Raw genomic sequence first — 19780 nt, forward strand, 5'->3', positions numbered from 1 at the left:
GATGATATCTTTCTTCCGCAATCTGAAATCTGATGTGCTTAAACTTAGAAGACAGCCCTTATTGCTCGTGCAGCTGCTTGTGCCGATCTTGGGGATAGCAATTTTTCTAGCCTATTATTCCTTCACTCCATACTCACCGATTTCGAAGGTTGACGGCTATTTGCAGGTCCTGGCCGTGGCTCTTCCTACCATGATTGGTATTGTCTGCTCCATTACTGCCGATCAGGAGTCAGCCGCTGGGAATTTCCAGCAGCTCTTAACCTCGCCAGTGAAGCTGCTACCTTTCCTGAGCAAGCTCAGCCTACTTCTGTGCTTGGGATTTGGCAGTGTGCTGCTTGCCTCAAGCGGCTTTGGGGCTGGCTATATATATCTTATGAAAGAGTCCCCGTATGGCTTGAAGTTTTATGTGTTGGCTGCCTGCATTCTGTTTGTGTCCAGTGTGTTCCTTTATATTCTGCATTTTTTCATTAGTTTGCGATTTGGCAAAGGAGCTTCCATCGGTCTGGGTATCATGGAGAGTCTATTGTCCGCTTTGCTTCTTACAGGGCTGGGTGATCATAATTGGATATTCTTCCCCGCTGCTTGGGCGGCCCGGTTCATCACGATCTGGGTGCAATACGGCGTAAGCTCAGCAGAATTTATCCCTGAAGCTATACAGCTTGATTTGGGAATCAGATATTGCGTAGTAGGGACCTTAGTCATCATGGTATTATTAGGATTATGGATTTGTCGTTGGGAAGGACAAAATTCGTTGGAGTAAAGATTAGAGTAAAGAAGGCAAGGGATGTGAATAAAGCATGGCAAACTTGTTGGCCGTTGATGACGAACCCGCCGTTTTGGCACTCCTTCAAAATATTTTGCAGAAAGATGGCCATGTTGTCACGGTGGTTTCCGCCTCCCCACAGGTTCTCACCATGCAGCTCGGAGCATTTGACCTTATACTGCTTGACGTGATGATGCCTACCATGGACGGATTCGCACTCTGCCGGGAAATTCGCAGCAAGGTAGACTGTCCGATACTGTTTCTCACCGCAAAATCCATGGAGAACGATGTGATGTTAGGGCTTGGGGATGGAGCCGACGATTATATTGTCAAACCGTTCGGCGCTGGAGAGCTGCGCGCACGAATCAACGCCCATCTCAGACGGGAGAATCGTGAGCGGCGTAATGTATTCTGCATCGGGGAAGTTCATTTCAATCTGTCCGGCAAGGAAATCACCGTTCAGAATGTTGTAGTCCCGTTTACCAAAAGTGAATATGAGATATGTAAGTTTCTAGCTTTGAACTGGGGGCAGGTATTCTCTAAAGAGCAGATTTACGAATCGGTCTTCGGCTTGGATGGGGACAGCGATTCCACCACCATTGTGGAGCATGTCAAAAATATCCGGGCCAAGCTTGGCAAAGTAGAGGTTTCTCCAGTGGAGACAGTTTGGGGGATCGGCTACCGATGGAAGTAACCAAAGTACAGCAAGCACGCAAGGCAACCAAATTACGAACCATTTTCCTGGGTTATTTAGTTATGTTTTGTATTGGGACGATTGCGCTCGCTCTGTTCCTGGTCCTCATCTTCTATGCCCTGATGTCTTATGGGGCCATTCTTCCCGCGAACTATGCGGAGAAGCAGGTGCGGGAGGACAAGTCAATCATTGAAGCGGGCAAGACCCTGCAACCGAATTCTCAGATAAAACTGTATAAGTACGCGTTGTTCACTTCGGAAGGCCGCCTCATTGAAGGAAATCTTTCTGAAAACCAGGCCCAAGCCGCTTGGAGTGTTACGCAGCAGAGCGATACTGCGTATCAATTTCCCTATAACTATGTAAAAGTTCCACATCATGATGAAGTTACTGTGATGCGCTATTCTGTTTCGGCACAGTTTGAACTTCCTATCCTGCGTCAATATCTGCCGAACGCAGAATTGTCCTTTTTGGCCGTGTTCTGTATCGCCTTCCTGGGGGGAGGCGCTTTGCTGGCTTCCTCCTTCGGACGAAAGCTGGCACGTAAGATGAGCGGATTGCAGCAGGCTACCAAACAAATTGAAGCACAGGATTTGGACTTCTCAATCAAGTTCAGTGGCGTGATGGAGATCGATCAGGTGCTGCATTCCATGGATAAAATGAAAGAAACTTTAAAGACATCGCTTCAGAAACAGTGGAATCTCGAAAAATCCCGCCGCGAGCAAATTTCCGCTCTAGCACACGATGTCAAAACACCACTCACTATCGTTCGTGGAAACGTAGAGCTGCTGTCCGAAACCGAACAGTCCGAAGAGCAAAAAAACTATACGGATTATATTGCGGAAAGCACCAGGCAGATGGAGCAGTATATTAAGACTCTCATTGACATTTCAAAAGCGGAAACACTAGTCACCCTGCGGGCGGAAACGATGGATGCTGACCTCTATTTAACGAAAGTGAAAGATCAGATAATGGCCTTGGCTGCTGTCAAAAAAATATCTGTAGCATTCGCTGCATATAACCTCCCTAAGACGCTGTATGCAGACCCAGTGCTACTTGAGCGCGCCATTATGAATGTTGCTTCTAATGCGGTAGATCAGGCGCCTGAATACAGCGAGATCCAGCTGATCGTAGAGTCTGTTGAAAACTGTATTCGGTTCAGCATCGTAGACGAAGGCCCGGGCTTCTCTCCAGCAGGTCTCAAACAGGCCGCCGAGCAGTTTTATATGGGTGATTCATCCAGAAGGTTAAGTGGACATTACGGTATGGGCCTGTATATAACAAAATCCATTGTGACCCTGCATGGCGGACAACTGATCATCGCCAACTCCACCCAGACAAGCGGCGGACAGGTAAGCATTGAGATACCAATCAGTGCATTACCGATGTGATCAAATTTTAAGTCATCTACTATTAAGGTTGGTCCGATTTAATAAAGTACACACCTCCTCCTTATTTGTTATTGAAACGATATAAAAATATTGAGCTTAACATCTGCGGTATTAACACATAAATTAAGTGTAAGAATCATACAAGCGATAATCAATTCTATCGTATACCTTGTATTTTTAAAAAGTGTCGATTATTTCTAAAAGAGGCATTTCGCGCAAATTTGGAAACGCTGAGTATTCAACTAACTGTAGAAGATCTTAAGCAGCTTGATATCCTTTTTAATCAAAATAACTTGTTTACAGAGTAGCTGATTGTCAATTTATAACTCTATTAGCGGGCGCTTATAAAGCGCCCCTTTTCGCATTTTACGTACACTCATTGGATAGTAGACAAAAAAGAGTTCTAAAGTTTTCACTTTAGAACTCTTTTAACAGATGTATTTATTTGGTAATTGTAATTTGTTTGGATGCAGTATTATAATTCACCTGATACCCCGAAAGCTCGCTAATCACTCGTAATGGAACCAGCGTGTAGCCGTTAACAATAACCGGAGCAGTGATGTTCGTCGAATAACTTCGGGAGTTGTTTAACTCATATACGGCAAGGGTCGAATTCTTGACTTGAAGCACTACCTGTTTGCCGTCTGTAGGTCGATTCAGAATAATCTTTTTGGTCGATTTTTCATAATTCACCTCGTAACCTATCCGTTCACTGATAAAGCGCAGCGGGACCATCGTCGCCCCATTTATGATCCGAGGAGCCTGAGCCATCGTCGTAGCACGACCATCGACATAAGCTGATTTAGCTCCTGGTGTCAGGGTGAACGAAGATGAATAGGAGGAAACCGCATTGTTAGGATATGAAGACGTTGTACCAGAAGTGGTAGTCGTAGTAGAACTCGTCCCGGATGATGAACTACCGGTACCAATCGCTCTATTGCGAATAGCTTCTAGCCGATCCAGCAGATCGCTTTTACGGGTTCCGCTCGGCAGATCACTGATTGCATCTCTGGCAGAACGCCAGTCGGATGCATTCAGACTGTTTTCCGCAATTCGCATCAAATCTCTTGCTTTCTCATAGTTCGATGAACTAGATGAAGAAGAGTAGTAACCATCCGAATCCGTGCGTTCTGATATCTTTACACCGCTAGATTCTCTTCCATTACTATTGACAGTCACGACCTTAATCTCATACCAGCGTCCTTCTCGCAAATCCGTGATTTTATAGGACTCAGAGCTTGTAGTCCCCTTATAATCACCATCCACATATATCTTCACCTTGTCGGCTCGACTCGGCATATCATAGGTGATTTTGATCCAGGTGTCGCTTTTGCTATCTACTTCAAGATTGGACACTTCTGACGAATTGGAGGACGTACTGTCCGTTGTGGCAGTCAGTCTCACACCGGAGGACAATGTACCTGTGCTTCGCTTAGATCTTATCGTGAACGTATAGGTCTGGCTTGCCGAAAGATTGTTGAAAGTATAGGATGTTCCTGTTGAATCGGTTACCAGTTGCCCGTCCTTATACAGACTGACCGTACTAATTCCGCTAGGCCTTGTCCAGGAAACAGTAACACTATAGTTATTAACTGATGTCACTGAAGCACCTGTCACATCGGGCACGATATCGGTAGAGACCGTAGAAGTTGTAACTGGAATACTAACTCCTTGAGATATATTTCCGGATTTGTCTATCGTTTTGACCGTTACGGTATAGGCTGTGGCAGCATTCAAGACATTAAACGTGTAAGACGTGCCTGTGGTTCTTTGAATTTCTGTACCATTTAAATAGACAATCGCTTGGCTTAAGTCAGCATCCTTAGGCAATATGTAATTGATGGTAAATCCATTATATCCTACATTCGTCGCTGTCAGTCCGCTTACTTCTCCTGGTGGTGTCTTATCCACAGGACCATCAACGGAAGCCGTTTTAGCCTGTATTGTTGTACCGAGAGATTCATTTCCACTCTTATTCACCGTTTTCACGCGAAAGGTATATGTCGTGTTCGGCTGTAAACCGCTCAACATATAAGAGTTACTTCGAATGTTATCTACATACACATCGTTAGTAACACCAACCACTTTTACGTGGTCAAAATTGATGTCCGACGGATTGTTCCAGGACAAATTTACTTTTGTTGTTTCTGTAGGAACCGCTGTCAGATTGCTTACCTCTGCCGGTGCGATATTCGTAGTCACCATTTGGCTCGACATTACTTTTAGCATTTGGTTGAGATAGATGTCCTGACCATAACCTTTGGTTAACGTAGTCACTTTCGGGCCTGAAGTAACCGGCACATGACGACCTTGAGCGGTTGCTAATTTGGTATGTAACTGTGTTGTATTTAGACCTATCAGATTTGAGTTATGCCTCTCAGTCGGCAACGCGCTAGCCACTGCATCGGGTGTCAAAATGCCATATCCCGTATTCAAAATCAGTGTAGCCGTTGCGAACGGAGCCATCCATTGACGCAAACGTTTTTTATTCATATTCTATGCTCTCCTTGCTACCAGTATGGAAATTTTATTTGTCAAAACTAATAAGTTAAGCTTACAAACCCTTCTGCTGCAACCCAGCTTTTAAAATATGTACCATAATGTACATACGTTCATTTAACTGTTATCGGAATTTGGATACAAAATGTTTAGGCTTCACACTGCTTTTTTACTGATAGGGGGTCGCGCATACAATAGGGATACACATTTTGACAAGTTAAATGAAATTACAATTATCGTTTCCAGGAGCGCTAAGCTGTGTGACGTTGGCATCAGCCGTAAATATTCGATATATCGTAACTTTCTACCGTTTAATAACATTGCATTATAGGATATATTAAATTTTAAGTAATAAGGGAAAGAGGTGTATTATGTTCAAAAATGCCTTTAAGATGTTTGGTGTCATTGGTAATATTGAAGCAATTTCATATCTACTGCTTGTGTGTATCGCTATGCCACTTAAATACGCAGCTGGAATGCCGCAAATGGTAAGCTGGGTGGGTATGATCCATGGGGTACTGTTCGTGGCTTATGTTGTAGCGACTGTAGTCATGCTGATTTTGCGGAAAATAACACTACTGCAAAGTCTTGCAGCCTTGATTGCCTCACTGTTGCCGTTTGGCCCCTTCATTTTTGATCGTAAGGTGCTTAAGAAAGCCGCAGCCCGTGCCAGTCATACGAGCCCGATAAAAGCTACATAAGCATGTACAAGGGAGAGTGCCAACACAATAACGCGGCTTTCTCTTCCCACTCATGCAGCAGTATACAAAAACAACCGATGGCTCTAAACCACTCGGTTGTTTTTGTATACGCGAATTGTAAATTGTTACTTTCCCACAGCAGTAAGGGAGACCCTAACTTTGTCATTTTTTCGTCCCTTTCTGCTATATTTATGTAATCACAACAACTAATCTCTCGGGTAATTTACACTCATAATATCCATAAAAGGAACTTTATCCGTTTCTCCATTACTCTCTACATGAACCTTTCCCGTTCTCGGGTCCATTTTAACGATCTGTCCGCGGGTTGTTTCTTCGCGTCCCCATACGGTCAATACAACTTCGGATTGCTCACGTTGTGCTTCTACAAGCTGATTCCCGATTTCCTCCAGTACAAATTCATCCCGAGTAGGCCGTTTGGGTACCTTCGCTTTTGCCACTTGCTATCACCCTTCCTTTCGTGCAAAATCAAAATCAAATTCATTTTATTTTACCATACTTTTCATCATTTGGTGCTGGTAATGTGAGTAAAATTACGTCTCAGATATACAAAAAAGCCGAGTTCTCAAAAACGAGAACATCGGCTCTCTAAAGATACTTGTTGGAATTCATAGGAGCGATTGAAAATCGAAGAGACAAGGTCATTTGACCAACTGTGGAATGTAATCCACGATATTATAAATAGGAGCACTGCTCTGTTGTGTAACGGCCAAAATTAATGCACCTTCGAGCATCGAAATGATAAGTACCGCCAGACTGTGCGCCTTTTCCTCTGTCCAGCCCGATTCCTGAAGACGCTCCATATAGATGTGCTGCCAATCTGTAAACGTATTCACACAAGCATGACGTAGCGATTCGCTAATACAGGAAGTTTCCGCAGCTGCCCAGAAGCCAATCGGCATAAAGCTGTCAAAGCCGAGACGGTCTGCCTCCTCAGCTGTATTACGAATAAAATCCTGAATAGCTAGTACAGGATTATCATTTCCGTCCAGTGTCTGTTTTAATTTTTGCTTAATAAACTCATTCCCTCTTCTTATACACTCCAAAGCCAACTCTTCTTTACCACGCGGAAAATAATAATAAAGCGATCCCTTCGGTGATCCACTCTCCGCAAGAATCTGATTCAGTCCGGTCGCGTGATATCCTTGATGAAAAAAGAGCTTCGATGCGGTTTGTACAATATTCTCATATGATTCGGGTTTAGCAGCCATATACAGCATCCTTCATTATATAATGTTTAAACTTTTACTTTGACAAAAAAATAACAACATGTTTATTATATATAGACCGATTGCTATAATTCAATACCCATTAATTTATTTGGAGGAACAAAAACAACATGAGTACAATGAGTCAAACAAGTTCACCCTCTGAACCCAAAACGTTCAAGGTGCTACCTATTATGATTGCCTTGCTCCTTAGCGGCTTTATTGGGATGTTCAGTGAAACGGCACTTAACATTGCATTGAATGATTTGATGCAGATTTTGCATATTACAACTGCAACAGCCCAATGGCTGACTACCGCTTATCTGCTTACCCTCGGTATTTTAGTACCTGTATCGGGATTGCTGATTCAAACCTTTACGACAAGACAGCTGTTTGTTACATCGTTGCTGTTCTCAATAGCTGGTTGTCTCGTTGCTGCACTTGCACCTACTTTTTCAGTGTTATTGATCGCACGTATTCTTCAGGCCATTGGTACGGCGTTGTTATTGCCATTGATGTTTAACACTATCTTGATCATTTTTCCGGCTGAAAAGAGAGGCGCAGCTATGGGGATCATTGGATTGGTCATTATGTTCGCACCGGCAGTGGGCCCTACCATTGCAGGACTGGTACTGCAAAATCTGTCTTGGCACTGGATCTTCTGGATCTCCCTTCCGTTCTTGGTTCTCTCACTGATTTGCGGTATTTTATTTATGCAAAACGTTTCAAAAACGACCAAACCCAAAATTGATTTTTTATCTATCCTGTTATCTTCCATTGGCTTCGGCGGTGTCGTGTTTGGTTTCAGTAAATCCGGAGAAGGTGGCGAAGGTTGGGCTAGCCCGGTTGTTTTACTTCCTGTGATCATCGGTCTGATATCGTTGATTCTGTTCTCTGTACGCCAGTTGAAAATGAAGCAACCTATGTTGAATTTGCGTGTATTTAAATATCCTATGTTTGTTATTGGCGTTATCATGGTATTCCTATGTATGATGACAATTCTTTCTACAATGCTGATTCTTCCACTCTTTTTGCAAAAGGGGCTGGCTCTGTCTGCTCTAACAGCAGGTTTAGTACTTCTGCCCGGTGGGATTATCAACGGCCTCTTGTCTCCTATTATGGGTTCATTATTCGATAAATTCGGTCCCAAATGGCTTGTCATTCCAGGACTTGTGATCGTAGCCGCGGTTTTGTTTTTTCTGTCTGGCATTACAACAACATCAACTCTTGTACTCATTATTGTGCTTCATAGCTGTCTAATGATCGGCATTTCCATGATTATGATGCCAGCTCAAACAAACGGCCTTAACCAGCTCCCTATGGATCTATATCCAGATGGAACGGCCATTATGAGTACGCTCCAACAAGTCGCTGGTGCTATCGGTACAGCCGTAGCGGTAAGTATTCTCTCTAAAGGTATGGATGGCTATTTGAGCCAATCCAGTATGCCTGAATCCGTAAATGAAATGGCTAATGCCATGGTAATCGGATCTCAGAATTCATTTTTCTTTGCGATGATCATCAGTGTGATCGGGTTGATCCTTGCGTTTTTCATCCGCAGAGTTCATGTTGAACATGGCACTGCCAAAGCACCCATGCATTAATTCATAAATTTTTTTTGCTATATCAAACTAAAAATCTCTTAATGGGGTACCGTCAGGAAAATGCGGATTTACAACGCTAAGCCCATTTTCAAGACGATTCCCCCGTTTTTAACAACGCTAAGAAAGTTTCAGTGGTCTTAAAGTATCTAAAGAGACTACATTCTCCGAATTAAAATGGTATTCTCCTAATAAATTTATATGTTCCCAGCCTAAAGGTGACATATGGAACATCAAGTCTTCATTAAAACTACCCGTCTGTTTTTGATATTCAACTGCTTTTGTTAGATGTAGAGTATTCCAAATACTGATGGCATTGATAATTATATTTAAAGCACTGGCTCTTTGAAGCTGATGCTGTATGGTTCGTTCCCTAAGTTTTCCTTTACGATGAAAATGACTAATGCTAACCGTTTCTAATTCTATTCCTCGTATGTATTCAAGTCGTTCTATTACTTTTAGGAATGTTTCGGGTGAAGGGTGGCCCGGTGGTTCCTTTAACCAACCCAATATTGTTTTATTGGATTCTGATAAATGCTGCGACGTAATGATCTCTTCAAGTTTTTCCTTTTGCTCATTTGTAAGAGATTGACTCAACGTATTAAATAGCTTCTTTTCAGCCATTGCCCTTGGATTAAAAGTATAAGAAAAAATATAAGAAAGAAGAAAAACATTTGCTCCTAGCAAAAAAAATAACAAAAAACTAAGACTAGCTATTCTAACAAAAATTGTATTATTGAATATTTTTTTATCAATAATTGGGTAAGAAACGGTATTGATATGGCGAATAAATAATAGGGAAAATAAACCACAAAAAATAATAAAAAGAAAATTGATGTTCAAGGCACATAATAAAAAGAGAATACATAATAATAAATAAAACGTCCCTAACCAATCAAATGGAGTCTTATTTTCTACCTTATTTTCTGGAAAAGTAAAATATAAAATTGGTATAAAAATTATTGCACAACTCATAAATAAAAATAACATGTGCCAATCCGTTATGGATAGAATAAGACCACTCAGTAAAGGTCCTAAACCTGATCCTAAAGCCATAGCAAAGCTTATAAAAGCAAGACCTATCGGTAATAATGCTCGATCAAGTACATCTATAATTGCAACCATTGTCAGTGAAATAAAGGCTGCCCCTCCGACTCCTTGTGCCATTCTAGATAATACAAGTAAATAAAAATGATCCATAAAAAAGCCCAAAATAGAGAAAAGAACAAAGATAACTAAAGCAAATAGATATAGTTTTTTTAATTGAATGCTTTCAGCAAGCTTACTGTATATTATTGAACCTACTGTGACCATAATTGAATAACCTAAGATAAACCAACTGCTAAAAGATATAGAAATTTTCAAGTCTTTAGCAATTGGTACGAGAGCTAAATTAAAAAAGAAACTATTCATTACTCCGAGTAATACAGTACTTAGTAAACAAAACAATATAATCTTATTCTTCAAAGACAAACCCTCCGTTTAACTATTCCATAAAAATAAGACCTTCTTTCCTTTTGTTATAGTTCTAATAGAAATATAATTGAATTGCGGTCAGGATAATCATATTTAATTGGCAAATCCTCTTTATTAATCTCTTTAAATCCAACCTTTTTATAGAAACCGTGTGACCTAGTGGCTTTAGATGGGGTATCTAAAATTATCTTAGAAAAACCTTGTTTCTTAGCAAAATCAAGCAGAGCTTCATAAAGCTTTTTTCCTGTCCCAAATTCTTTGCCACGGTAGTCTTTATAAACAAAAAATTTCTTTAATACAGCAACCTCCTTATTTTTCTTTTGCAACCCAATTGAACCTACGACCTCTCCGTTATCATTTAACGCTATCCAAAAATTACCGCCATCATTTATATAATTTGAATGAATGTCCAGAATGTCCGGTTGTTCTTTAAGACTAATACCCACTTCATATTCGACATTCTGTACATGCAATATTAATTTAATGACTTCTTCTTTATAACTATCATCGTAAACCGTAATCATATATTAACTCCTCCAACCGTGTTTATTAAAAAAATGCTATTATCTATACCTTTTATTAAGATTTCGCTGCTTTTGCTGCTCCCCAAAGTGCACCTGGGAACTCACTTCCTTCAAGTTCCTGAGCGACGACTAGATCCTCAGGTATCTCACCAGGAAAGAGTTTATTCCAGAAAGATTCAGGAGATATTTGTTCTTGCATGGCTTTGACAGCACCTGGAGTTGCTATCGCTCTTGCATCAGGAAAAAAATCTAAAAGCATCTTTATACCAAAGAAATGATCACCATGACCATGAGTGATATAGATTGTGGTTAAGTTTTTACCGCTTTTGACAACCCAATCTACCAATGCTTGATTTTCTTTAATAGTAAGAAATGTATCAATGAGGACTGCGTCTTGTTCACCATAGATAAGCGTGACCGTATTTGCCACCCACCTCAGCAAATCTTGTCCTTCTGGTAAATCTCTACTGAGACCTTGACGCTTTGACACTAACACATCCCAGTTTAGGGGATTTTTTTGATTTTAACTTCCGTCATGTCCTTTCTCCTCCCTGACTATTTAGCGTTGTAAATACCTTAATTAAAAGGCACGTCCAGAATCGTTTTCACATAATATCCTTCTGTTTTCAAATTTCCTTAAGATTAACCCGAAACTAATTATTAGTAAAATTGAATTTCGAGAAGTTATCCATTGATTTTTTTGATACTATAGAAGTGATATTACATTGAAAGTTGGTGTGAACTGATGGAAATACGTCATTTTATTACATTTAAAAAAGTTATTCAATTTGGTAGCTTTACACAAGCAGCAGAACATTTAGGTTACACTCAATCCACGGTCACTTCTCATATTCAGGCACTTGAGGAACATTTGGGTGCACCTCTATTTGATCGGATGGGTCGAAAGGTAAGATTGACTGATATAGGCAAGAAATTATTGCACTATACTCAAGAAATTTTGGATACTTACGGGAAAATCGAAAGCATTGTAAATGATGGTGATGAAATAAGAGGCGAGTTAAGGATTGCTGCTCCTGAATCTTTAACGGTTTATCGACTTGAACCTATATTAAGAGAATATAGAAATAAGTTTCCCCATGTAAGCATCATTTTAAGTAACGCTACTTGCGGAGATAACAAGAGAGCAATACTTAATGGTAGTGCAGATATTGCATTTCTTATGATGCCAACGTTTCAGGATTCAGATTTAATCGTACATTCTTTATTGGACGAGCCTATTGTCCTTGTTGGAAGTCATGACAACCCGCTGAATGTTTTAGATCAAAGCTATGAAAACCAAAAGTTAAACGAGTGTTTGATCACGAATGAGAAAGAATGCAGTTATCGAACCATGTTTGAAGAATATCTTCGAGAAAGAGGAATCGTACTTTCCAACACGATGGAACTTTGGAGTATTGAGGCGATAAAACGTTGCGTAATGAGTGGGCTGGGTATTGCTTGTTTACCGTTAATAACTGTAAATAATGAAATCAAGGATGGAAGGTTAAAGGTTATTCCTTGCAAAGGTGATCTTAAACAGATCTCAGCCCAAGTTGTTTATCATAAAAACAAGTGGATTTCCCCCGCTCTATCAAAGTTTATCGATATTACACTGAAACACACAAGAGACTGGTCATGTGAGGAAATTATTTGTTAAGGCAACGGGAGGCCTTAGTTACATTTTCTCCTCCATAATAGCAGCTAAAATATTTAGTAGTCTATTCAATTAAAATTAAGATAATCAAGATAAAAAAATGTATTAACGTATATATATCAGCACCACGTTCTTTTATTGTTTATTACGCTGTCGGAAAAGAAACAATAATCGTTCCTTATTCCATTAAAGGGCCATTTAACAGAACAATTCGAAGAAGGATTTTTAGGAAGCAGAACTTATTAAAGTATCTCATTTTATTATTGGAGGGAATATAATGAGCAGGTTTGAATATGAAATTAAAAATCTCCCTGCATATCGTGTTGTGGGGCTTAAATGCGACGTTGCATTTACTGAAATTGAAACTATAAAAGATGTAATTTCAAAATTCAATCAGAAGAGTAGACGAGTTTGAATATGCTGTTAATACAGATGTGAGATTAGGATTGTCTTATCATCTTCGACCTGATGGTTTCGTTTACTATTCTGCCTATGAAGTGCAGGGAGAACAACCACTTATAGAAGGAATGGTTGAAGTTAATGTTCCAGAAATGACTTATTGGTAACAAAACATAAAGATGGCATTTTGAAATCTTAATACCTATAGCTAAACCACAAATGGTTTTTCTTGAAACAGGCGCTGTAATGGAGTAATGAAAAAAGCCTAATTTCCCAGCATTTTTTGAAAAATCAGGCTTTTTAATATGAGGATTTCCTTAACGTTGTAAATCCGCATTTTCCTGACGCTACCCCCTAATAAACTAAAGGCTGCTAACCAACTTACTAGTGGTTACGCAGCCTTTTTCATATGAATTTACATACACATTCATCAATTACATATTTACAAAGCTCCTTCATTTAGTTACGATATGATTTATGAAATAAAGCGTAAGAATTACGATTACTATTAAGGAGGACTTCCTGTTGTTTAAACGTTCGTATTTTAAACTATTTATACCTGCGGTAATGGCGGTAATGATGGCAGCCTGCGCTTCATCTCCGTCAGCTTCACCCTCTCCATCTGCTGCACCACAAGATAAAAGTGTTACCTTATTGTTCAATGTGCAAAGCCCTTCTATAGATCCTCATGCAGACGTAAATTACACAGCTGTTCGTGCTGGAGTAAGTGAAACACTGATCAAAGTGAACAAGGATCTTAAGCTGGAAGCTTGGCTTGCAGAGAAATGGGACAGCAAGGACGGACAGCACTGGACCTTCAACATCCGACCTGGCGTGAACTTCCACAGCGGTAATGCCGTCAATGCCGCTGCTGTCAAAGCCTCTTTGGAAAGAGCGCTAAAACTTAATCCTTCGGTCAAAAATGCGCTACATATCCGTGATATTCATGCGGATGGACAGATTTTGACCATTACTACAGACAAGCCTTTTCCGGAATTTGTATCTGAACTGGTTCATCCAAATACGGCTATTATAGACACCACAGCTACAGGTGACCTCCCATCAGGAACAGGACCGTTCAAGGTTACCAGTTTTCGTGCTGGAAGTGAACTGAATTTAGATCGCAATGAACAATATTGGAACGGTGAAGTAAAGTTGAAGCATGCCAAATTTATGTTTAACGAAGACGCCAATGCACGACAGCTTGCTTTTCAAGCCAAAACTGCTGATATTGTGTATCGCCCGCCAATTGAAAGCCTAGAGCTATTGAAAGCTGATTCTACCGTTAAGGTTGACTCACTTCCTAGTTTGCGAACGCATCAGCTTATTTACAATATGAACAATAACGATCTGAAAAAAAAGGCTGTACGTAAAGCATTTGATAACCTGATCAACCGGGATGAGATTGCCAACGGTGTCATGTCCGGTCAAGGAACCGCTGCTCAAGGGCCGTTCTTGCCCAACTTCCCTTTTTCACCGGAATATATTACGAAACAGTTTGATTTGAATGCTGCACGAGAAGGCTTCAAGTTAGCTGGTTATACAGTGCAGAACGGAAAAGTTGCAACCCCTGACGGCAAGCCGCTTCATCTTACATTACTAACTTACCAGTCGAGAGCGGAGCTTCCACTCATTTCCCAGCTGATTCAGGCAAATGCTAAAGAACTTGGCATTACGATTGATATCCGTCAGGTTGATAATATTGACGAATATCTTGCTGCTCATCAGGATTGGGATTTAGCGACTTATAGTAGCATTACAGCCCCGCGCGGCGATGCAAGCTATTTTCTAAATGCGGCTTACATGCCTGAAGGAGCACTGAATTATGGGCGTGTGCATGTACCGGAACTCACGAGTATGATTTCACAGCTGAACACAACCGTGAATGAGGAACAACGCAACAAGCTGGCGCTGAAGGCTGTCACACTGATTGACCAAGAAAATCTGCAATCCTTTCTGGTCCATCCAAACAACGTAGTGGCCTATCGCGATTACGTACATAACTGGGTAACTAGCCAAAGTGAATATTACTTGCTAACCCAGGACCTGGATGTGAACTAGCATGTTCAAATCCATCGCCAAAAAGTTTCTTGAACTGGTTTTGTTCTTTCTTATTCTTTCCTTTGTGAGCTTCTGTCTGCTTAAGCTTGTTCCGGGCGATCCCGTCCGGAGCATTCTCCGAGTCGATGATGTAGCTGTGTCCAATCAGCAAATTACGGATATGCGCAGCCAACTAGGGCTGGACCAACCATTACCTGTGCAATATGGTAAGTGGCTGGTTCAGTTGCTTCAGTTTGATTTTGGACAATCTTATTTAACCCATCGTCCGGTATTCACAGAGTTTATGGAAAAACTGCCTTATACGCTGCTGCTGACCGGAGGCTCTCTGTTCATTATGCTGCTGATAGCTCTACCCTTGGGAACGATGGCTGCGCTCTACCGTAACCGCTGGATTGACAGAGCCAGTCGTGTGTTTGCCTTAATCGGCTCCTCGATTCCCAGCTTTTGGCTGGGGCTTTTGTTTATCGAATGGTTTGCAGTTAAATTGCACATTTTGCCGTCTATGGGCGAAGGAACCGCTTTTCATTTGGTACTCCCTTCTCTTACCTTGGGATTGGCAATGGCGGCCGTTTATGTACGAATGATTCGCGCAAGTCTGATTGAAAGCTCGGGGCAAGACTTTATCAAAGCGGCGCAAGCGCGTGGAATCAGCCCCATCCGCATTTTTTTCAGACACATGCTCCGTCACAGTCTAATTCCACTCATTACGGTATTCAGTGAGAGTATAGGTAGCCTACTGGGAGGCACAGTCGTGATTGAAGTGCTATTCGCCTATCCAGGGCTGGGCAAATGGATTGTGGATGCCATTGCTGCAAGGGATTACCCCATTATTCAGGGCTATACCGTATTTATGGCTGTGTTCATTGTATGTATCAATATTTTGGTAGAGCTGTCCTACCGTTGGGTCAATCCTGAAATCGCTTTGAAGGAGAAACGTTTATCATGATAAAATCCGTATATGCGGAAAACAGGCAGCTCACTAAAACGCGATTGTCCAAAACATGGATCGTGTCGCTCTCCATCCTGCTCATTCTTGCAGCAATTACAGTCCTTCCGTTTCTTGCTCCGCAAGATCCGTATCGTATCCAGATGGGGAATCGACTACAATCGATCAGCGCTACGCACTGGCTGGGAACCGATCATTTGGGCAGAGATGTACTATCGAGAGTGATAGCTGGACTTCGGACGACTGTCGGAACCAGTTTGTTGATTTTGGCCGTTTCGCTGGTTGTCGGGGTCCCTCTTGGTCTGCTTTCAGGATTTATTGGAGGCTGGATGGATCGTGTATTCAAACGGGTGGTCGATGCCTTCATGACATTACCTGATTATATTTTTGCCATAGTACTGAGCGGTTTGCTCGGACCAGGCTTAGTAAATCTTATTTTCGCGGTGACTGCGGTAAAATGGGTTGGTTATGCACGCCTGGTGCGTAGTACCGTTCTGGCTGAAAAGCAAAAGGATTACATTTCGTTATCCATACTGGCGGGTACTTCCTCCCTACGGATTGTCCTGCGGCATATTCTCCCTCATGCTATGGGGAATGTTCTTGTGCTGGCTACGCTGGATATCGGCAAAATCATTTTAATGATTGCCTCCCTATCTTTTTTGGGCTTAGGTCCACAGCCGCCAATTCCTGAATGGGGTACTATGTTGAACGAAGGACGAGCGTATTTTCAAACGGCTCCCCACCTGATGCTGGTTCCAGGGATAGCTGTCGTGCTAACCGTACTACTGGCGAACGTATTTGGAGACAAGCTGCGCGACCGTTATGATGTTAAAACCCGGACAGAGGAGTGAACTGGCACATGCTGACTATTGAAGGCTTAACGATTCGAACAAATGCAAAAACAATTGTAGAGCAACTGGAGCTTGCCATTCGTCCGGGGGAATGGTGTGCTCTTGCCGGCGAAAGCGGTAGCGGCAAAAGCATGACGGCGTTCGCTATCGGCGGACTTCTCCCTTCTCCTGTTACAGCGGAAGGCATCATTGCGTGGAAGGACAATAATTTGCTGGATCTATCCGCTAAACAAAGACGTTCTTTGCTTGGTAGTGAAATATCTTACATTTTTCAAGACTACCACGGGGCTTTCACCCCCTTTCTACGTGTGGGCAGCCAACTGGACGAGCTAATGTGTGCCCATGGCAAACAAGGTCGCAAGGGGCGCAAGCAGCGCTGTATCGAGGTGCTGGAGCGCGTACAGCTTCCCGCCGAGCGTGTGTACCGCAGCTATCCGTTCCAACTCAGCGGCGGTCAATTGCAACGGGCAGCTATTGCGGCTGCACTACTACTGGAGCCGAAGTTACTTATTGCCGACGAGCCCACAACGGCGCTGGATACGCTCACAGCTCATCGGGTGCTGCAGCTCATTGACCATATCCGGATGGAAACGGGCATTTCCGTCTTGTGGATCACTCACGACCTACGTCATGTACGCAAGTATGCTGATCGAATCGCAGTGATGTGCGAAGGTTCACTGGTTGAATTAGGTGAAACGCAAACGGTTCTGAACCATCCGGCCCACCCGTATACTCGTCGTCTACTGGCGGCTATTCCGCCGCTGTCTCCGGGCGCTCCAGCACGTTTGCCTTGCAACAGCACTGAAGAACGGAACGCATTGGAAAGGAGCGTTTTACATGAATAATCAAGCCGCCTGCGCTCAGCAGCAAGATACGTCTAATCCTGTAGTGACCGTCTCCGGTTTGACGAAGGCTTACACTGGAGGCAAAACGGTGCTGCAAGACGTTGCTCTGTCGATCTCCCCTCGAGAATGTCTGGGTATTGTCGGGGAAAGCGGCAGTGGAAAAAGTACACTCGCTCGCTGTATTTTGACATTGGACCCGTTTGATCAAGGTGAGCTTAGACTGGATGGACAGTCTATCCGAGGGTTAAAGCGGAGCGAATTAAAACGGATTCGCAGCAGGCTGGGTGCAGTATTTCAGCATCCGTCTGCGGCTTTAAACCCCAGACTAACCATCCTGCAATCCCTGCTGGAGCCACTGGACCAGCTTAAGTACTATGTTCCTTCCTTTATGGCGGGTATGTCCTCAGAACGTCGAGACATAGCAGAATATTTGCTTGAGATGGTAAAGCTTCCAGCCAGCTATCTGGACAACTTTCCACATCAGCTCAGCGGTGGGGAAAAACAGCGTGTAACCATCGCACGTGCCATCAGCACAGAGCCGAATTTTATCGTATTGGACGAGCCAACAGCAAGTCTGGATGTGACCACACAAGCCACCGTTTTGAATCTGCTCAAGGATTTACAGGATGAGCTAGGATTGGCTTATCTGTTTATCTCACATGATCTGGCAGCTGTGCACTTTATGAGTGATCGAATCATGGTCATGAAAGAAGGCAGTGTGCTTGAACATTTTCCCAAGGAAGCATTATTTCATTCGGATCGCCATCCCTATACACAATCATTACTGGAGGTTTTTTCAACATGTTGCCTTCCCACCGAGCCTATCTTGCTTTAGCTATCCCTTTAATTATTTCGACGATTACAACCCCGCTACTCGGTGCGGTGGATACAGCTGTAATCGGTCATTTGAGCCATTCCGCGTATTTAGGCGGTGTAGCGGTGGGCACTCTTATTTTCAATACTTTATATTGGCTGTTTGGCTTTCTGCGAGTCAGCACATCAGCTTTCACGGCACAAGCTACGGGAGCACAAAATAACGACCAGGGCATAGCTGCTCTCATGCGCCCACTGGCCATTGCTTTACTCATTGGTGCGGTATTCATTTTGTTACAAAAGCCCATTCTGCTAGCATCTCTTCAGCTGATCCATCCGGCTCAGGATGTGGCGGCGCAGGCAGCAATTTATTTTAATATTCGTATTTGGGGAGCCCCTCTTACATTGGTGAACTATGTGCTGCTCGGCTGGCTGATGGGATTGTCCCGTGTGAAGGCTACATTATTTTTGCAAATTTCAATGAACGTAATCAATATGGTATTAGCTATTGTATTTACACAGATCATGCATTGGAATGTCACTGGTGTAGCAAGCGCTACTCTGATTGCGGAAGTTCTTGCATGTGTGTTTGGTCTGGTTCTGGTGTTCCGCTCATCAATTTGGAGAGAATGGAAGCAAAGCGGACAGATGAATTGGCGAGGATGGTTTGGAGCTTCAGAGTTGAAAAGTGTCATGGCAACAAACCTTGATCTTATGATTCGTACAGCCTGTCTACTGACGATGTTTAATCTGTTTACGGCGCGCAGTGCGAGCTTTGGAACCGATCAGTTGGCGGCGAACGCTATTTTGTTGCAGATCCATTACATTATGGCTTACTCTTTTGATGGGTTCGCCAACGCCAGTAGCATCATGACGGGTCAGGCTCGGGGCGCCGGGAATCGTAAAATGCTGCAAAGGGTTATTCACTTGTCCTGGTTCTGGACACTGGTGACCAGCGTAGTGACGGGAGGATTGTATTTCGCACTGAAAGAGCCGCTTATATCGCTATTCACGGATAATGCTACAGTGATTAGCCTTACAGGCCCTTATAATGGGTGGCTTGTGGTCTTTCCGCTGGCAGCCGGGCTGGGACTGGTATTCTACGGTGTGTTTACGGGGATGACGGTAACGTATCCGATCCGTAATTCGATGCTGATTTCATTGCTCTGCTTTTTGATCGCTCTCTTCTGGTGCGTTCCTCATTATGGGAATCACGGACTTTGGTTGTCCTTTATCGTGTTTGCACTAGGACGATCACTGTTTCTTATAATCTATTTACCTCGCTTGCAGAGGATATAGCAGCACCTGATATATCGCTCTCAAAAAAAGGGATGTCCCA

At 42.6% G+C, this 19780-nt stretch carries 18 protein-coding genes and 2 pseudogenes; 13 read left to right on the forward strand and 7 right to left on the reverse strand.

Annotated elements, in window-relative coordinates:
- Nucleotide 1: 1 nt before the first annotated feature.
- From NSQ68_RS13195 to NSQ68_RS13205, 3 genes are read left to right on the forward strand one after another with little or no spacing between them, the layout of a single operon-like run.
- Nucleotides 2-760 (forward strand): lantibiotic immunity ABC transporter MutG family permease subunit, encoded by a 759-nt coding sequence (locus NSQ68_RS13195; protein WP_342426192.1) that lies wholly within the window; start codon nucleotides 2-4, stop codon nucleotides 758-760.
- Between the two features lie 37 nt (nucleotides 761-797).
- Complete coding sequence (locus NSQ68_RS13200; protein ID WP_342426193.1) at nucleotides 798-1457, forward strand: response regulator transcription factor; 660 nt, start codon at nucleotides 798-800, stop codon at nucleotides 1455-1457.
- Nucleotides 1448-2845 (forward strand): HAMP domain-containing sensor histidine kinase, encoded by a 1398-nt coding sequence (locus NSQ68_RS13205; RefSeq protein ID WP_342426194.1) that lies wholly within the window; start codon nucleotides 1448-1450, stop codon nucleotides 2843-2845. The genes NSQ68_RS13200 and NSQ68_RS13205 overlap by 10 nt, the downstream gene beginning before the upstream one ends.
- 441 nt (nucleotides 2846-3286) lie before the next feature.
- Here the strand turns inward: NSQ68_RS13205 and NSQ68_RS13210 are convergent, their stop codons facing one another.
- Nucleotides 3287-5338 (reverse strand): fibronectin type III domain-containing protein, encoded by a 2052-nt coding sequence (locus NSQ68_RS13210; protein WP_342426195.1) that lies wholly within the window; start codon nucleotides 5336-5338, stop codon nucleotides 3287-3289.
- Nucleotides 5339-5715: 377 nt separating this feature from the next.
- Here NSQ68_RS13210 and NSQ68_RS13215 point away from each other — a divergent pair, with 377 nt between their 5' ends.
- On the forward strand, nucleotides 5716-6045 hold the full coding sequence (locus NSQ68_RS13215; protein WP_307345193.1) for a DUF3817 domain-containing protein: 330 nt from the start codon (nucleotides 5716-5718) through the stop codon (nucleotides 6043-6045).
- Nucleotides 6046-6251: 206 nt separating this feature from the next.
- Here NSQ68_RS13215 and NSQ68_RS13220 read toward each other — a convergent pair whose 3' ends face one another.
- Entirely contained in the window at nucleotides 6252-6503 is a 252-nt protein-coding gene (locus NSQ68_RS13220; RefSeq protein ID WP_061828313.1) for a YolD-like family protein, read from the reverse strand.
- Between the two features lie 201 nt (nucleotides 6504-6704).
- Nucleotides 6705-7274 carry a TetR/AcrR family transcriptional regulator gene (locus tag NSQ68_RS13225; protein ID WP_342426196.1) on the reverse strand — a complete coding sequence of 190 codons (570 nt, stop codon included), beginning with the start codon at nucleotides 7272-7274 and terminating at the stop codon, nucleotides 6705-6707.
- A gap of 137 nt (nucleotides 7275-7411) precedes the next feature.
- Here NSQ68_RS13225 and NSQ68_RS13230 point away from each other — a divergent pair, with 137 nt between their 5' ends.
- Entirely contained in the window at nucleotides 7412-8875 is a 1464-nt protein-coding gene (locus tag NSQ68_RS13230; protein ID WP_342429115.1) for a DHA2 family efflux MFS transporter permease subunit, read from the forward strand.
- A 117-nt stretch (nucleotides 8876-8992) separates the two neighbouring features.
- On the opposite strand, the pseudogene NSQ68_RS13235 reads toward NSQ68_RS13230, so the two are convergent.
- The 4 genes and pseudogenes from NSQ68_RS13235 to NSQ68_RS13250 all read right to left on the reverse strand — a co-directional run.
- Nucleotides 8993-9262: pseudogene (locus tag NSQ68_RS13235) on the reverse strand (Tn3 family transposase); the annotation flags it as partial.
- A gap of 273 nt (nucleotides 9263-9535) precedes the next feature.
- Nucleotides 9536-10345 (reverse strand): annotated as a pseudogene (locus NSQ68_RS13240) (MFS transporter); the annotation flags it as partial.
- Between the two features lie 47 nt (nucleotides 10346-10392).
- The gene (locus NSQ68_RS13245; protein ID WP_342426197.1) at nucleotides 10393-10872 is read right to left on the reverse strand and encodes a GNAT family N-acetyltransferase; all 480 of its coding nucleotides are present in this window, start codon (nucleotides 10870-10872) and stop codon (nucleotides 10393-10395) included.
- 55 nt (nucleotides 10873-10927) lie between these two features.
- Complete coding sequence (locus NSQ68_RS13250; RefSeq protein ID WP_342426199.1) at nucleotides 10928-11362, reverse strand: MBL fold metallo-hydrolase; 435 nt, start codon at nucleotides 11360-11362, stop codon at nucleotides 10928-10930.
- Nucleotides 11363-11617: 255 nt separating this feature from the next.
- Here NSQ68_RS13250 and NSQ68_RS13255 point away from each other — a divergent pair, with 255 nt between their 5' ends.
- The 8 genes from NSQ68_RS13255 (at nucleotide 11618) to NSQ68_RS13290 (ending at nucleotide 19740) form a co-directional block, all read left to right on the forward strand.
- Complete coding sequence (locus NSQ68_RS13255; protein WP_342426200.1) at nucleotides 11618-12529, forward strand: LysR family transcriptional regulator; 912 nt, start codon at nucleotides 11618-11620, stop codon at nucleotides 12527-12529.
- A 274-nt stretch (nucleotides 12530-12803) separates the two neighbouring features.
- On the forward strand, nucleotides 12804-12941 hold the full coding sequence (locus NSQ68_RS13260; RefSeq protein WP_342426201.1) for a hypothetical protein: 138 nt from the start codon (nucleotides 12804-12806) through the stop codon (nucleotides 12939-12941).
- A 509-nt stretch (nucleotides 12942-13450) separates the two neighbouring features.
- Nucleotides 13451-14986: a nickel ABC transporter substrate-binding protein gene (gene nikA / locus NSQ68_RS13265; protein ID WP_342426202.1), complete on the forward strand. Its 1536-nt coding sequence runs from the start codon at nucleotides 13451-13453 to the stop codon at nucleotides 14984-14986.
- Nucleotide 14987: 1 nt separating this feature from the next.
- On the forward strand, nucleotides 14988-15932 hold the full coding sequence (nikB, locus tag NSQ68_RS13270) for a nickel ABC transporter permease (RefSeq protein ID WP_342426203.1): 945 nt from the start codon (nucleotides 14988-14990) through the stop codon (nucleotides 15930-15932).
- Nucleotides 15929-16783 (forward strand): nickel transporter permease, encoded by an 855-nt coding sequence (gene nikC, locus NSQ68_RS13275; protein WP_342426204.1) that lies wholly within the window; start codon nucleotides 15929-15931, stop codon nucleotides 16781-16783. Before nikB ends, nikC begins: the two co-directional genes overlap by 4 nt.
- An 8-nt stretch (nucleotides 16784-16791) precedes the next feature.
- Nucleotides 16792-17628: an ABC transporter ATP-binding protein gene (locus tag NSQ68_RS13280; RefSeq protein WP_342426205.1), complete on the forward strand. Its 837-nt coding sequence runs from the start codon at nucleotides 16792-16794 to the stop codon at nucleotides 17626-17628.
- Nucleotides 17621-18463, forward strand: a complete 843-nt coding sequence (locus tag NSQ68_RS13285; RefSeq protein ID WP_342426206.1) for a dipeptide/oligopeptide/nickel ABC transporter ATP-binding protein — start codon at nucleotides 17621-17623, stop codon at nucleotides 18461-18463. The genes NSQ68_RS13280 and NSQ68_RS13285 overlap by 8 nt, the downstream gene beginning before the upstream one ends.
- Entirely contained in the window at nucleotides 18430-19740 is a 1311-nt protein-coding gene (locus NSQ68_RS13290) for an MATE family efflux transporter (protein WP_342426207.1), read from the forward strand. Before NSQ68_RS13285 ends, NSQ68_RS13290 begins: the two co-directional genes overlap by 34 nt.
- Nucleotides 19741-19780: the final 40 nt, after the last annotated feature.

Source organism: Paenibacillus sp. FSL L8-0158 (genome assembly GCF_038592965.1).
GTDB classification, from domain to species: domain Bacteria; phylum Bacillota; class Bacilli; order Paenibacillales; family Paenibacillaceae; genus Paenibacillus; species Paenibacillus polymyxa_D.